Raw genomic sequence first — 13,241 nt, 5'->3', positions numbered from 1 at the left:
TCGTTCAGTCGACCGAGAGGAGCTGTTCGCCCCGCTCGATGACGACATGGGTCTGGTAGTAATATTTGCCGGTCGGGCGACCGTCCGCGGTGAAGTCGATCCGCACCCGGCGCGCTTCGCCATCGACGCGGATCGTCCGTCCCTGCAGCACAGTCTCTGCGGGTGCGCCCAACCGCGCTTCGAGCTGCGCCTGCGCGATCGGCCGAACCTCGAACGACAGGTTGCGCGGGTCCCGGTAATCGCTTTCCGAATTGAGATAGAGGCTGGCGCCCTGCCGGCCCGACGCGCGAACCGTCATCACGAAGACGCCGGGATAGGCGCCGGGTGCCAAGCCCGCCGCGCGCTCGATCGCGAGCATCGGCGGGATCGCGTCGCGCGAAACCTGCGGCGTCGCACAGCCTGCCAGCGCCAGCACGGCAACGAGCGCGACCGCCTTCATGACCGCTTCCTTGCCAGCATCCGCTCTCGAAAGCGCTTGGCCCAGCCGGGCTTGGCGATCTGAGACGGGCGGACCAGCGCGAGCGCGTCGGTCTCGACGTCCTGCGTCACGACCGATCCCGCCGCGACGATCGCGCCGGCGCCGATCGTGACAGGCGCGACCAGCGCGGAGTTGGAACCGATGAACGCGCCCTCGCCGACGACGGTCCGGTATTTGAAATAGCCGTCGTAATTGCAGGTGATCGTGCCCGCACCGATGTTCGCGCCCGAGCCGATGTCCGCGTCGCCGATATAGGTGAGGTGGCTGACCTTCGCGCCCTCGCCGATGATCGCCTTCTTTACCTCGACGAAATTGCCGACCTTGGCATCCGCACGCAGGTCCGCGCCGGGGCGGAGGCGGGCGAAAGGCCCTACGTTCGCGCCCATGCCGACCGAGGCCCCCTCGACGTGGCTGAACGCGTGGATCGTCGCGCCGTCCGCGATGCGCGCGCCAGGGCCGAAGACGACGTTGGGTTCGATCACGACGTCGCGACCGAGCTGCGTGTCATGCGAGAACCAGACGGTGTCGGGAGCGATCAACGTCGCGCCGTCCGCCATCGCCTGCGCGCGACGCGCGGCCTGCCATGAGGCTTCGACCCCAGCGAGTTCGCCGCGGCTGTTGACGCCGGCGACCTCGTCCGCGCCGGTTTCGATGACGGCGGACGAGCGGCCGTCGGCGCCCGCCAGACCGACGATATCGGTGAGGTAATATTCGCCCGCCGCGTTGTCGTTCCCGAGCCGGTCGAGCAACGCGAACAGGTCGGTCGAGCGCACCGCCATCAGCCCGGAATTGCACAGCGTCACCGCGCGTTCCGCCTCCGATGCGTCCTTATACTCGACGATCCGGTCCATCCGGCCCGCAGCGTCGGCGATGACGCGACCATAGGCGCCGGGATTCGCGGGACGAAAGCCGAGCACGACGACGGCGGGCGTATCGTCGCCTTCCAACCGGTCGATCATCCGCTGCATCGTCGCGGCGGTGACCAGCGGGACATCGCCGTAGAGGATCAGCACGTCGCCATCGAACCCCGCCAAGGCCTCGCGCGCCTGCGCGACCGCGTGACCGGTACCGAGTTGTTCGGCCTGAAGCGCGGTGGCGATGCCGAGCGGCGCGACCGCCTTTTCGACCTGCTCGCGCCCTGCCCCGGTCACGACGACAGTCTTTGCCGGATGCAGCGCCGCCGCGCTCGCGACCAGGTGCAGCAGCATCGGCCGTCCGGCGATCGGGTGGAGCACCTTGTGCAGGTCGGATTTCATCCGCGTGCCCTTGCCGGCGGCGAGGATCACGACCGCGATCGGGTGCGCGGGGATGCGCGCGGAGGACTGCGCCGAAAACGGTTGGTCGTTGGAATGCGTCGTCATGGAAGGATCGCTGCCACGAAAGCCTTGCCAATTCCATAGCGTCGCTGGCAGGCCCGCACGCAATGACGCATTTTTCTTTCGATATCGTCGGGTTCGACCTCGACGGCACGTTGCTCGACACCAGTGGAGACCTTGCCGCCGCGGTCAACCACGCGCTCGCATCGGTCGATCGCCCGCCCCTGACCGTCGAGCAGGTCAAGCCGATGATCGGCGGCGGCGCGCGGCACATGCTCAAGCAGGGCCTGACCGCGACCGGCGGCTATGACGAGGCGATGCTCGACACGCTCCACGCGGACCTGCTCGCCTATTACGAGGCGAATATCTGCGTGCTGACAAAGCCTTATCCGGGCGTGATCAATGCGCTGGATGCCCTGGCGGCGAAGGGTGTCACGCTGGGCATCGTCACCAACAAGATCGAACGGTTCGCGCGGACCGTGCTCGGCGAACTCGGGCTGACCGACCGGTTCGCATGTATTCTCGGCGGCGATACGATGGCGGAATCGAAGCCGTCGCCGATGCCGATCCACGAGATGGTACGGCTCTGTCGGAAGTCCGGGGGTGGAGAAGGACGCGCGGCGTTCGTCGGCGATTCGATCTTCGACATCCAGGCCGGGAAAGCGGCGGGATTGCCGACGATCGCATGCAGCTTTGGTTTCCTCATGCAGCCGGTCGCGGAGCTCGGCGCCGACGCGGTGATCGATGGGTATGAAGAATTGCTGCCGACGCTCGAAGGACTGGCCCGATGAGGCAGGAACGCGATTTGACGCGCCTTTTCCAGGTGCTGCTGGCCGCCGCGATCGTGTTCGCGCTGACGATGGCGTTGCTGCCCAAGCCGCCGCACATGCCGATCGATCGATTCGGCGACAAGTTCGAGCACATGCTCGCCTTCGCGACGCTCGCGGCGCTGGCGTCGTTCGCTTACCCGGCCGCGCGTGCGCTGAAGGTGCTCGAACGCCTGTCGTTCCTCGGTGCGATGGTCGAGGTGCTGCAATCGATCCCGTCGCTGCACCGGGATTGCGACATTCGCGACTGGATCGCCGATACGATCGCGATCGCGGTGGTGGTCGGGATCATCGCGCTGATCCGCAGCAGTCGACCGCCGCGGCTCCGCACGCTGCACTAGGCCTTGCGCCACTTGGTCCAGAGGTGGCGCGCGAGCATCGCCGGCGGCATGCGCAGCCAGTGCGAGCGGATGTAGAATACGAGACGCGTGACTGGGCGGGTCGGCCTGCCCCAGTCGTCGCGTGCGATAAGCCGGCGCAGGTAGAGGCGATCGATACCGTGTGCCTCGCCGTCACCGAACAGTGCCTCCACCAGTCGTAACGAGCGCGCGACCTCTCGGTGCAGATCGTGCCTGCGAGCGTCCGCATCCAGGCATTCGGTGCCGAACTCCTCGACGAGGCACCGGATATCCCACAGGTTACGCAGGCCACCCGCCAGGTCGCCATCGGCGAACAGGTGCGCGGCGGCGTGGACGATCATGCCGTTCGAGGACAGCGTCCGCAGGCCGTTGCCGAGCGGGACACTGTCGGCGATCAGCGCGTCCGCATCCGGCGTGATCCGTGCGGTCAGCGGCAGGATCGTGTGGTGGACGTCGATCATCCGATCGCGCTCGCGGTGGATCAGCGGCGGCAGTTCGTGCATCCAGCGGCGGTAATAGGCGTCGTCATACGGGTCGGGCTTCACCCATTCCCAGCCCGCGGCAAGTAGTGCCGCCTCGACCGCATCGAGCGCGCGGCGTGGCACCAGGATGTCGAGATCGCCGATCGATCGCCCCTGCCCCGCGGACAGCCCGGCCGCGACGAACGCCGTGCCCTTCAGCAGCACGACCGGACAGTCGACCGAGGCGAGCGCGCGGCGCGCAATCTCCGCCTCCCACAGCGCGGCGCGGCGACCATGCTCGGCGGCGGCACGCGCGTCGGCGAGTATCCTTTTTACCGCGCCCGGCATGGGAAGACCGTCGAGGCGTATCGACAGCGTGCCGATCAATTGCTCCGCCCGCGCCATCGCGAGCAACGCGGTCCAGCCGTCCGCATCGAGCCCGACGACGCTGGCGGGATCGGCGAGGGCGCGCGCGAGGATCCGGGCGTCGGTCACAATGTTGCCCACAGTGCCTCGACCTGCGCGATCGCGTGCGGACCATCGGGATAGTCGATCGCCACCGAGGGCACACCCGCGATCAGGCCGGTCAGCGCACGGAACCCTGCTTCGCCGAGCGCGGTGTAATTGGTCGACGCCTGCGTCATCCTGATGAACGCCTCGGCAGGAGGCACCGGCCGCGTATCCGGCTCGAAACCGTAGCGCGGAAACAGCAGCAAAGCAGGGATGGCGGGGACGTCCATCGCGCCGATCGCCCGCGCGTCGGGGACCATGTGGCGGATGTCGCCCTTGGGGGTCGCCGGCATCACCGGCCCCATCCGCGCGTCCGGCCATGCCGCCTCGGCCGCGGCTACGCCAGCGTTTTTCAGGCTGATCAGGCGCGGGAAGGCGTGCACCAGCCCGGTCGCGGGATCGAGCAGCGCGAATTCGTCGCCCATGAACCGCCAGCCCTTCGCCGCGAGCAACGTCGCGAGAGTCGACTTGCCCGCACCCGACTCGCCGGTCATCAGCAGCGCCCGGCCGTCGCGCTCGACCGCGGACGCGTGCAGCAGAAGATAGCGGCGGGCACCCAGCGCCATCTGGAGGTTCATCGCCATCTCCGCCGCAAGCAGGCCCTGGCGGAGCGGCAAAGGTGCGGCTTCGGGGAGCATGTAATCGCCACCGATCTCGACCGACGGGCGGATCAGCCGGCGCCAGGGCCGGCGCGCGAACAGGCGTACGGTGAAGTCCGCTACGCCATCGACCGGCTTCGGATAGTCGCGATACAGCGTTTCGAGTTGGTCGATCGGCGCGCGCCAGTCGGAGCCGATGCGAAAACCGACCGGGCCGATTCGAACGGAGAAGGCGTGCCTCACAGGCGTTCGACGAGCCCGGCGTCGATCAACTCGTCGAGCCGCGCCGCCAGCGCATCCCGATCCGCGTCTTCGAGGTCGTAGTCGTCGCCCAGACGACCGAGCAGCGCATCGAGCGACAACGTGCCCTCGCCGAGTATGGCGAGAATCTGCGGTGCGGGTTCGGTCAGGAGGTGCGTGATGCCGGACGCGCGATGATAGACTGCGGTGAATTCGTCGAGCGGTGCGATCAGCAGGCCACCCTCTTCGGGCGCTCGAAAGATCGCAAGCTGCACGGCCGCGTTGTCGATCACGGCCTGCACGGCCTCAGCCGCGCGGCATCTGCAACGATGCGAAGCAGGTGAAGCCGCCCTGGCCACGCTGCAACCGACGGATGTATTTGACGTAGGCGCGGCTGCGGTCCGAATCGGTGCCCGGCAGCGTGCTGCCATTGGCCATCGCGCGCCTGACCTCTTCGCCCTTGAACGCGCGGTTCGATGGCGGGAACGCGCCCTTCGTACGCGCCGGCACGACCTTGCCGTCGCGATCGATATAGCCGCCCGCGCGGCTCCGGTCGGGTACCGCGATTTCGCAAGTCAGCACAGAACCCACGGTCTGCGCGAGCGCGGGACGGATCGACACGACCGCCCCTGCGCCAACGGCACCGAGCGCGAGGACGCGGCGGCGTGTCGGGACGTCGGTATCCGGCATCTGATCCTGGTCGGGTCGGGTATCGTCGCTCATGGTGCCCCTGCTATACCCCCCAGTTATACCGAAGCCCTTTCACAATCCTGAAGCGCTGACAATATAGCCGTGCGGATCGTATCGAACTAGGACGCAACGGCGCCGCGTACACGCGCCTTGGAGACCATGATGCTTTCCGGATTTGGCCTGCGCACATTTTGGGCGATCGTCGTCGTATTCGTCGCCGCCGTCGCTGTGTTCGCGATCACGCGCGACGTGCAGGGCGCGATCGTCGCACTGGTCGGGGGGATCGCCGCCGCGCTGGTCGCTGCCGGCACCGGGGACGAGGCGCCTGCCCTCGACGACGCGACGAGCGTGTCGCCGTCGGTGCTCGACGATGTGCTGGATGCGATCGTCGCGCCGGTGATGCTGGTCGAGGACGGCCGCGTGGTGGTCGCCAATCGTGCCGCGCGGACGTTGCTCGGCGCGCATATCCTCGGTGAGGATGCGCGCGTCGCGATCCGCCATCCCGCCGCCGCCGAGCGCCTGGGGACACCGGGGCCGATCGACGGCGAGCGGCCGATCGAGCTGGTCGGGCTCGGCACGCGGGACCAGCGCTGGGAGATGCTGCTCAGCGAGACGTCGGAGGGCCAGCGGATCGTCCACCTCGTCGACCAGACCGGCAATTACGCCGCCGAGCGGATGCGGATCGATTTCGTCGCCAATGCGAGCCACGAACTGCGCACGCCCCTGGCTTCTATTCTCGGATTTATCGAGACACTCCGTGACGAAGCCGGCGAGGATGCCGAGGTTCGCGCGCGGTTCCTGAAGGTGATGGACGACGAGGCGCGGCGGATGCAGCGGCTGGTCGAGGACCTGATCTCGCTGTCGCGCATCGAGGCGGAGAAGTTTCGGCTGCCCGATCAGGCGGTCGATCTCGCGCGTCTCGTCGAGGATACGCGTGAGGAACTGGCGGATGCGGCGGGCGATCGCGGGCGGGATCTGGTCGCGACGATCGATCCGGGTATCGCCGCCGTGTCGGGCGACCGCGTCCAGCTGTCGCAGATGCTCCACAACCTTATCGGCAACGCGATGAAATACGGGCGCGCCGGGACCCCGGTGACGATCGACCTGAAGCGCGACGATGCCGGGATGATCCGCCTGTCGATTCGCGACGAGGGCGACGGCATCGCGGCGGTGCACATTCCGCGGCTGACCGAACGCTTCTATCGCGCGGATGCGGGGCGCAGCCGGTCGCTGGGCGGCACGGGTCTCGGGCTGGCGATCGTCAAGCACATCGTCGAGCGGCACCGCGGGCGGCTCGATATCGCGAGTCAGGTCGGCGTCGGGACGGTGGTTTCGGTCATCCTGCCCCCGAGCGGCGGCGCGACCAAAGGCACTGTCATAAAAGGGTAACCCAAGTGTCACACAGGATCGTCTTAAGTACCGCTAAGGCCGGTGCATGACGGGAATTCTAGTGCAGCGGTTCGTTCTTCTAGGGGTGTTGGGGGCGGTGACGAGCGCTCTGGCCGCGTGCGTCGATCAGGCGAACGGCGGCGGGGCGGGCTCGCGTGACCAGATCACCGCGGTCGGGTCCTCCACCGTCTATCCGTTCACGACGATGATCGCTGAGCAGCTTGTCGCGAACGATCCCGATGCGAAGGCGCCGGTGATCGAATCGACCGGGACGGGCGCAGGGATGAAGCTGTTCTGTGCCGGCGTCGGCGCGGCGCATCCCGATATCGAGGACGCGTCGCGGCGGATGAAGGCGAGCGAATACGCGACGTGCGCGAAAAACGGCGTGCGCGACGTGATCGAGATCCAGGTCGGGATCGACGGGATCGCGTTTGCCGAGGCGAAGAACGGCCCGAAGATGCAGCTGACGCCGACCGATCTCTACAAGGCGCTGGCCGCCAATCCGGGGGGCAAGGTGAACACGGCTCGGGTCTGGCGCGACGTCAATCCTGCGCTGCCCGCGGTGCCTATCCAGGTTTACGGGCCACCGGCGACGAGTGGCACGCGCGATGCGCTGGCGGAGCTGATCCTGACCAAGGGGTGCGAGGCCAGCGATCCGACTGCCAAGGCGCTCGCGAAGTCGGATGCCGAGGCGCACAAGGCGCTGTGCACGCGGGTGCGCGAGGACGGCGTGTATGTCGATGCGGGCGAGAACGACAATCTGATCGTCCAGAAACTGCAGTCGAACCCCAATGCGATCGGCGTGTTCGGGTACAGCTATCTCGAAGAGAACAAGGACGACGTGAACGGGGTGTCGATCTCGGGCGTCGCGCCGACCTATGCGACGATCGCGGACAATGCGTATCCGGGGTCTCGGCCGCTCTATATCTATGTGAAGAAGGCGCATCTGACCGCGATTCCGGGACTGCGGAATTTGTTGAAGCTGTATGCAGCGAACTGGGGGGCGACGGGGCCGTTGGTGAAGCGAGGGTTGATTGCTTCGCCGGCTGGGGTTCAGGCGCGGTCGGCGGCGATTATCGCGAACGAGACTGTGCTGGATCCGGCGGTGTTGTCGTGATGTTTGGCCCACGCAATCGCACGCCCCTCCTCGTTCCCCCGCGAAAGCGGGGGCCCAAGAACCACACGCGCTATCCTGGCTTAGCTGGGCCCCCGCGTCCGCGGGGGAACAAGAGTGTGGCAGTGACGGCGTCACGGCAGAACGCAACCGCCCCGACGCCCGCAACCACCCCGGCGGAGGCCGGGGCCCAGTTGGGCAGCGGTGCATTGGTGAGCGCTGCACTGCGTCACCTCAACCTTTCCAACTGGGCCCCGGCCTTCGCCGGGGTGGTGGCTGGTGGGATGGCGCGTGCGCGCGCGACCAAACGCCACGGGCGAGAACTATAATGTCCCCCATCGCCCTCCTGTTCCTCGTCCTCGGTCTAGGCCTCATCGGCTGGCTAACCGCGCGCGTCCGCGCCACGCGCTTCCGCGCCGGCAGCACCGTGCGGTTCAGCTCGCTGCCGTCGCATCACGGTTGGTACGTCGCGCTGTGGACAGCCATCCCGCCGCTCGTCTTCCTAGTCGTGTGGTCGATGACCGCGCCCGCGCTCGTCACCGATGCCGTGCTTGCCACGCCCGCCGCGATCCAGCTTCCGCCCCCCGGCTTCGACCGCGCCTCGATCCTCTCCGAAGCACGCAGCCTTGCAGACGGCCGCAGCTTCGGCGCGTTCCACGGGCTCGCTCGCACGCTCGCCCCGTCCTACGCCGCCGCGCAATCGCGCTACGACTGGATCGCGACCGCTGCCGCGTTGCTGCTCGCGTTCGCAGGCGGCGCGTTCGCCTTCACGCGCGTCAAACCCGGGTTCGGTGCGCGGACGCAGGTCGAGCGCGTCGTGATGCTGATGCTGCTCGGTGCGTCGCTGATCGCGATCCTGACCACGGTCGGCATCGTCGCGTCGCTGCTGTACGAATCCGCGCGGTTCTTTCACGTGGTGCCGATCACCGATTTCCTGTTCGGCACGCACTGGAGCCCGCAGGTCATCGACGCGCGCGATCCGGGTGCGTCGCTCGGCGCGGTGCCGTTGTTCTGGGGGACGTTCTTCATCGGCGCGGTGATCGCGATGATCGTCGCGATTCCGTTCGGACTGATGAGCGCGATCTACCTCACGCAATATGCAGCGCCCAACACGCGCAAATGGATGAAGCCGATCCTCGAGGTGCTCGCGGGAGTGCCGACCGTCGTCTATGGCTATTTCGCCGCGCTGACCGTCGCGCCCGCGGTGCGTGACCTAGCCGTGTCGGTCGGGATCAGCTGGGCGTCGTCGGAAAGCGCGCTCGCTGCGGGACTCGTAATGGGCATCATGATCATCCCGTTCGTGTCGTCGATGGCGGACGATTCGATCGCCGCGGTCCCCTCGTCGATGCGCGACGGCAGCCTCGCGATGGGGGCGACCTCGTCCGAGACTATTCGCCGCGTGCTGCTCCCCGCCGCCCTACCCGGCGTCGTCGGTGGCGTGCTGCTGGCCGTGTCGCGCGCGATCGGCGAGACGATGATCGTCGTTATGGCCGCGTCCGGCGTTGCGACGCTGACGCTCAATCCGTTCGCGAGCACCACCACCGTCACCAAGCAGATCGTCGACCTGCTGACCGGCGAGGCCGAGTTCGACAGCCCCAAGACGCTCGCCGCGTTCGCGCTCGGCCTGACGCTGTTCGTGGTCACGCTCCTTCTCAACATCGTCGCGCTGCGCGTCGTCAAACGGTACCGCGAAGCCTATGAGTGACACGCTCGTGCCCCAGATTCCTGTGACGAATTCGGAGCCAGTGCGCCGCGTGCCGACCGACTGGACGACGCAGGCGATGCAGTCGCGCATCCGCCGTCGCTATGCGTCCGAGCGTCGCTTCCGCTTCGCCGGGCTCGCCGCGGTATGGCTGTCCGCCGCATTCCTCGCCTATCTGCTGATCACGATGGTGATGCAGGGCGCGAGCGGGTTCGTCGAGACGCGCGTGTCGCTCCCGATCGATCTCGCCGCCGTCAAGCTGCCGATCGAGCCCGCCCGCCTTGTGGGTCGCGGCGCCGATCTCGTGCTCGCCGGTGCAGGGCTGGAAGGCACGGTCGACCTCGCCGCCACGAAGGCGTTCGGCAAGGACGGCACCGACCTGCTTTCCGACGGCGCCTGGGCGGTGGTCCGCGATGCGATCAAGGCCGACCCGTCGCTGCTCCAGCGCAAGAGCGTGTTCGAGGTCCCCGTCTCCAGCCCGATCGACGTCGCGGCCAAGGGCAACGGCACGCGCGATGCCGAAGCGATCGTCGCGCGGCTGAAGGCGAGCGGCGCGCTGACCCGCGGATTCAACGCGGGCTTCCTCACCTCGGCGGACTCGACCGATGCCACCCGAGTCGGAATTTGGGGGGCGTTCAAGGGGTCGCTGTTGACGATGATCGTCACGTTGCTGCTGGCGTTCCCGATCGGCGTGCTGTCGGCACTGTACCTCGAGGAATATGCGCCGAAGAACCGCTGGACCGACCTGATCGAGGTCTCGATCAACAACCTCGCCGCGGTCCCCTCGATCATCTTCGGCCTTCTCGGGTTGGCAGTGTTCCTCGGCACGTTCGGCATGCCGCGCTCGGCACCGATCGTGGGCGGCCTGACGCTCGCGCTGATGACGATGCCCGTCATCGTCATCGCCGGGCGCAACGCGATCAAGGCGGTGCCGCCGTCGATCCGCGACGCGGCGCTCGGCATCGGCGCATCGCCGGTGCAGGTCGTCTTCCACCACGTCCTGCCGCTCGCGCTGCCCGGTATCCTCACCGGCACGATCATCGGCATGGCGCGCGCGCTGGGCGAGACCGCGCCGCTGCTGATGATCGGCATGCGCGCCTTCATCGCCGCCCCGCCTTCCGGGTTAAGTGACCCCGCGACCGTGCTGCCCGTCCAGATATTCCTCTGGTCCGATCAGGTCAGCCGCGGCTTCGTCGAGAAGACCTCCGCCGCGATCATCGTCCTGCTCGTGTTCCTGCTCGCGATGAACGGCGTCGCGATCTACCTCCGCAACCGATTCGAGACCCGCTGGTGATGCCAAAACCTTTCAAGCCTCCCATCCTCAAGATGACGGCGCGCAACGTCTCCGTCGCCTATGGCAGCAAGATCGCGATCAACGATGTCTCGATCGACGTCGATCAGGACGAGGTGGTCGCGTTCATCGGCCCGTCGGGCTGCGGCAAGTCGACCTTCCTGCGCACGCTCAACCGCATGAACGACACCGTCGCGAGCGCGCGCGTCACCGGCGAGATCAAGCTCGACGGCCAGGACATCTATTCGCCCGACATGGACGTGGTGCAGCTCCGCGCCCGCGTCGGCATGGTGTTCCAGAAGCCCAACCCGTTCCCGAAATCGATCTACGAGAACGTCGCCTACGGCCCGCGCATCCACGGACTTGCCGGCGCCAAGGCGGACCTCGACCGGATCGTCGAGAAGTCGCTGCGACGGGCTGGCCTGTGGGACGAGGTCAAGGATCGCCTCTCGGACAGCGGCACGGCGTTGTCGGGCGGCCAACAGCAGCGGCTCTGCATCGCGCGCGCGATCGCGGTCGATCCCGAGGTCATCCTGATGGACGAGCCGTGTTCCGCGCTCGATCCGATCGCGACCGCCAAGATCGAGGAGCTGATCCACGAACTGCGCGGGCGCTATGCGATGGTGATCGTCACGCACAACATGCAGCAGGCGGCGCGCGTCAGTCAGAAGACCGCGTTCTTCCACCTCGGCACGCTGGTCGAATACGGCAACACCTCGGACATCTTCACCAATCCCCGCGAAGAGCGGACCAAGGATTACATCACCGGCCGTTACGGCTGAGTCGGGAAACGACCATGAACACGCATACGGTCAAGGCCTTCGACAACGACATCGGCGAGCTCCGCGGGTTGATCTCGCAGATGGGCGGGCTCGCCGAGGACGCGATCGACAAGGCGATGCAGGCGCTGCAACGCAACGACCTCGCGCTCGCGGAGCAGGTGCGCGTCGCCGACAAGCAGATCGACGTCATCGAGGCGGAGGTCGAGCGGCTTGCGGTGCGGATCATCGCTTTGCGCGCACCAATGGCGGTCGATCTTCGCGAAGTCGTCGCCGCGCTGAAGATCGCGGGCGTCGTCGAACGGATCGGCGATTATGCCAAGAACATCGCCAAGCGCGTGCCGATGATCGAGAGCGAGCACCGGATCGAGCCGATCTCGATCCTGCCCGCGATGGGCCGGATGGCGAGCGAGATGGTCCACGACGTGCTCGACGCGTTCGCCGCGCGTGATGCGGAAGAAGCGGTGCGCGTGGTCGAGAGCGACAATGCGCTCGACGATTTCTACGACAGCATTTTTCGCACGCTGGTGACCTACATGGTCGAGAATCCGAAGACGATCAGCCAGGTCGCGCATCTGCTGTTCGTCGCGAAGAACCTCGAGCGGATCGGCGATCACGCCACCAACGTCGCCGAGATGGTCTATTTCGCCGCGACCGGCACGCAGATGGTCGATCGCGAACGCGGCATAAAGAAGGAGCAGGCATAATGGCACGCGCGAAGATGCTGCTGGTCGAGGACGACGCCGCCCTCGCCGAATTGCTGGTCTGGCATTTCAAGCGCGAGGATTTCGAGATCGCGCATACCCCCGATGGCGAGGAAGCCTTGCTGCTCGCCAAGGAGAAGGTGCCCGACATCGTCCTGCTCGACTGGATGGTCGAGGGGCTTTCGGGGATCGAGGTGTGCCGTCGCCTGCGCCGCGCACCCGAGACGCAGAACGTGCCGATCATCATGCTCACCGCGCGCGGCGAGGAGGAGGATCGCGTTCGGGGCCTCGAGACGGGCGCCGACGATTACGTGACCAAGCCATTCTCGCCGCGCGAACTGGTCGCGCGCGTGGGTGCGGTGCTGCGCCGGGTCCGCCCTGCCCTCGCCGGCGAAGCGCTCAGCTATGCCGACATCGAGATGGACACGGTCGGCCACAAGGTCCGTCGCTCGGGCGAAGTCGTGTCGCTCGGACCGACCGAGTTCCGTCTATTGAAGCATTTCCTCGAGCATCCGGGCTGGGTGTTCTCGCGCGAACGCCTGCTCGATGCGGTCTGGGGGCATGACAGCGATATCGAAAGCCGCACGGTCGACGTGCACATCCGTCGGCTGCGCAAGGCGATCAATGTCGGCGAGCGTCCGGACATCATCCGCACCGTTCGTTCGGCGGGCTATTCGCTCGATACGGGGGGGTAACGAGACTGTCCCGCGGTGGGGCGAATGGAATCGGATGCGAAACGAAGGACCCAAGCACGACTTAGTGCGTTCAGACGTCGCGCTACC

At 67.1% G+C, this 13,241-nt stretch carries 15 protein-coding genes; 9 read left to right on the top strand and 6 right to left on the bottom strand.

Going from position 1 to position 13,241, the window contains the following annotated elements:
- Nucleotides 1-4: 4 nt before the first annotated feature.
- Complete coding sequence (locus C8J45_RS07645; RefSeq protein WP_107962687.1) at nucleotides 5-439, bottom strand: hypothetical protein; 435 nt, start codon at nucleotides 437-439, stop codon at nucleotides 5-7.
- Nucleotides 436-1,839 carry a bifunctional UDP-N-acetylglucosamine diphosphorylase/glucosamine-1-phosphate N-acetyltransferase GlmU gene (glmU, locus tag C8J45_RS07640; protein WP_107962686.1) on the bottom strand — a complete coding sequence of 468 codons (1,404 nt, stop codon included), beginning with the start codon at nucleotides 1,837-1,839 and terminating at the stop codon, nucleotides 436-438. Before glmU ends, C8J45_RS07645 begins: the two co-directional genes overlap by 4 nt.
- Before the next feature lie 62 nt (nucleotides 1,840-1,901).
- On the opposite strand from glmU, the gene C8J45_RS07635 reads away from it, so the two are divergent.
- Both C8J45_RS07635 and C8J45_RS07630 read left to right on the top strand, forming a co-directional pair.
- A complete protein-coding gene (locus C8J45_RS07635) occupies nucleotides 1,902-2,585 on the top strand; it encodes an HAD family hydrolase (protein WP_107962685.1) in 684 nt (227 codons plus the stop codon).
- Between the two features lie 14 nt (nucleotides 2,586-2,599).
- Nucleotides 2,600-2,962 carry a hypothetical protein gene (locus C8J45_RS07630; RefSeq protein ID WP_244647412.1) on the top strand — a complete coding sequence of 121 codons (363 nt, stop codon included), beginning with the start codon at nucleotides 2,600-2,602 and terminating at the stop codon, nucleotides 2,960-2,962.
- Here the strand turns inward: C8J45_RS07630 and C8J45_RS07625 are convergent.
- The 4 genes from C8J45_RS07625 to C8J45_RS07610 are packed head-to-tail and all read right to left on the bottom strand — an operon-like array spanning nucleotide 2,959 to nucleotide 5,513.
- Nucleotides 2,959-3,936: a nucleotidyltransferase family protein gene (locus tag C8J45_RS07625; RefSeq protein WP_107962683.1), complete on the bottom strand. Its 978-nt coding sequence runs from the start codon at nucleotides 3,934-3,936 to the stop codon at nucleotides 2,959-2,961. The genes C8J45_RS07630 and C8J45_RS07625 overlap by 4 nt on opposite strands.
- Nucleotides 3,933-4,793, bottom strand: a complete 861-nt coding sequence (locus C8J45_RS19570) for an HprK-related kinase A (protein ID WP_107962682.1) — start codon at nucleotides 4,791-4,793, stop codon at nucleotides 3,933-3,935. Before C8J45_RS19570 ends, C8J45_RS07625 begins: the two co-directional genes overlap by 4 nt.
- Complete coding sequence (locus tag C8J45_RS07615) at nucleotides 4,790-5,083, bottom strand: HPr-rel-A system PqqD family peptide chaperone (RefSeq protein WP_258191360.1); 294 nt, start codon at nucleotides 5,081-5,083, stop codon at nucleotides 4,790-4,792. The genes C8J45_RS19570 and C8J45_RS07615 overlap by 4 nt, the downstream gene beginning before the upstream one ends.
- A gap of 13 nt (nucleotides 5,084-5,096) precedes the next feature.
- Nucleotides 5,097-5,513: a hypothetical protein gene (locus tag C8J45_RS07610; RefSeq protein WP_107962681.1), complete on the bottom strand. Its 417-nt coding sequence runs from the start codon at nucleotides 5,511-5,513 to the stop codon at nucleotides 5,097-5,099.
- Nucleotides 5,514-5,642: 129 nt separating this feature from the next.
- Here C8J45_RS07610 and C8J45_RS07605 point away from each other — a divergent pair, with 129 nt between their 5' ends.
- The 7 genes from C8J45_RS07605 (at nucleotide 5,643) to phoB (ending at nucleotide 13,154) form a co-directional block, all read left to right on the top strand.
- Nucleotides 5,643-6,869, top strand: a complete 1,227-nt coding sequence (locus C8J45_RS07605; RefSeq protein ID WP_107962980.1) for an ATP-binding protein — start codon at nucleotides 5,643-5,645, stop codon at nucleotides 6,867-6,869.
- Between the two features lie 46 nt (nucleotides 6,870-6,915).
- A complete protein-coding gene (locus tag C8J45_RS07600; RefSeq protein ID WP_107962680.1) occupies nucleotides 6,916-7,986 on the top strand; it encodes a substrate-binding domain-containing protein in 1,071 nt (356 codons plus the stop codon).
- 325 nt (nucleotides 7,987-8,311) lie between these two features.
- A complete protein-coding gene (gene pstC / locus C8J45_RS07595) occupies nucleotides 8,312-9,688 on the top strand; it encodes a phosphate ABC transporter permease subunit PstC (protein WP_107962679.1) in 1,377 nt (458 codons plus the stop codon).
- Nucleotides 9,681-10,979: a phosphate ABC transporter permease PstA gene (gene pstA, locus C8J45_RS07590; RefSeq protein ID WP_107962678.1), complete on the top strand. Its 1,299-nt coding sequence runs from the start codon at nucleotides 9,681-9,683 to the stop codon at nucleotides 10,977-10,979. The genes pstC and pstA overlap by 8 nt, the downstream gene beginning before the upstream one ends.
- Nucleotides 10,979-11,758 (top strand): phosphate ABC transporter ATP-binding protein PstB, encoded by a 780-nt coding sequence (pstB, locus tag C8J45_RS07585; RefSeq protein WP_107962677.1) that lies wholly within the window; start codon nucleotides 10,979-10,981, stop codon nucleotides 11,756-11,758. Before pstA ends, pstB begins: the two co-directional genes overlap by 1 nt.
- A gap of 14 nt (nucleotides 11,759-11,772) precedes the next feature.
- The gene (gene phoU, locus C8J45_RS07580; RefSeq protein ID WP_056489018.1) at nucleotides 11,773-12,462 is read left to right on the top strand and encodes a phosphate signaling complex protein PhoU; all 690 of its coding nucleotides are present in this window, start codon (nucleotides 11,773-11,775) and stop codon (nucleotides 12,460-12,462) included.
- Nucleotides 12,462-13,154, top strand: a complete 693-nt coding sequence (phoB, locus tag C8J45_RS07575; RefSeq protein WP_055873047.1) for a phosphate regulon transcriptional regulator PhoB — start codon at nucleotides 12,462-12,464, stop codon at nucleotides 13,152-13,154. The genes phoU and phoB overlap by 1 nt, the downstream gene beginning before the upstream one ends.
- Nucleotides 13,155-13,241: the final 87 nt, after the last annotated feature.

The organism is Sphingomonas sp. PP-CE-3G-477, from assembly GCF_003050745.1.
GTDB lineage: Bacteria > Pseudomonadota > Alphaproteobacteria > Sphingomonadales > Sphingomonadaceae > Sphingomonas.
This window is presented reverse-complemented; position numbering and strand designations above follow the sequence as displayed.

Coding starts and splice junctions, on each gene's coding strand:
- C8J45_RS07645 (WP_107962687.1), bottom strand. CDS start 439: ATGAAGGCGGTCGCGCTCGTTGCCGTGCTGGCGCTGGCAGGCTGTGCG.
- glmU (WP_107962686.1), bottom strand. CDS start 1,839: ATGACGACGCATTCCAACGACCAACCGTTTTCGGCGCAGTCCTCCGCG.
- C8J45_RS07635 (WP_107962685.1), top strand. CDS start 1,902: ATGACGCATTTTTCTTTCGATATCGTCGGGTTCGACCTCGACGGCACG.
- C8J45_RS07610 (WP_107962681.1), bottom strand. CDS start 5,513: ATGAGCGACGATACCCGACCCGACCAGGATCAGATGCCGGATACCGAC.
- C8J45_RS07605 (WP_107962980.1), top strand. CDS start 5,643: ATGCTTTCCGGATTTGGCCTGCGCACATTTTGGGCGATCGTCGTCGTA.
- C8J45_RS07600 (WP_107962680.1), top strand. CDS start 6,916: ATGACGGGAATTCTAGTGCAGCGGTTCGTTCTTCTAGGGGTGTTGGGG.
- pstC (WP_107962679.1), top strand. CDS start 8,312: ATGTCCCCCATCGCCCTCCTGTTCCTCGTCCTCGGTCTAGGCCTCATC.
- pstA (WP_107962678.1), top strand. CDS start 9,681: ATGAGTGACACGCTCGTGCCCCAGATTCCTGTGACGAATTCGGAGCCA.
- pstB (WP_107962677.1), top strand. CDS start 10,979: ATGCCAAAACCTTTCAAGCCTCCCATCCTCAAGATGACGGCGCGCAAC.
- phoU (WP_056489018.1), top strand. CDS start 11,773: ATGAACACGCATACGGTCAAGGCCTTCGACAACGACATCGGCGAGCTC.
- phoB (WP_055873047.1), top strand. CDS start 12,462: ATGGCACGCGCGAAGATGCTGCTGGTCGAGGACGACGCCGCCCTCGCC.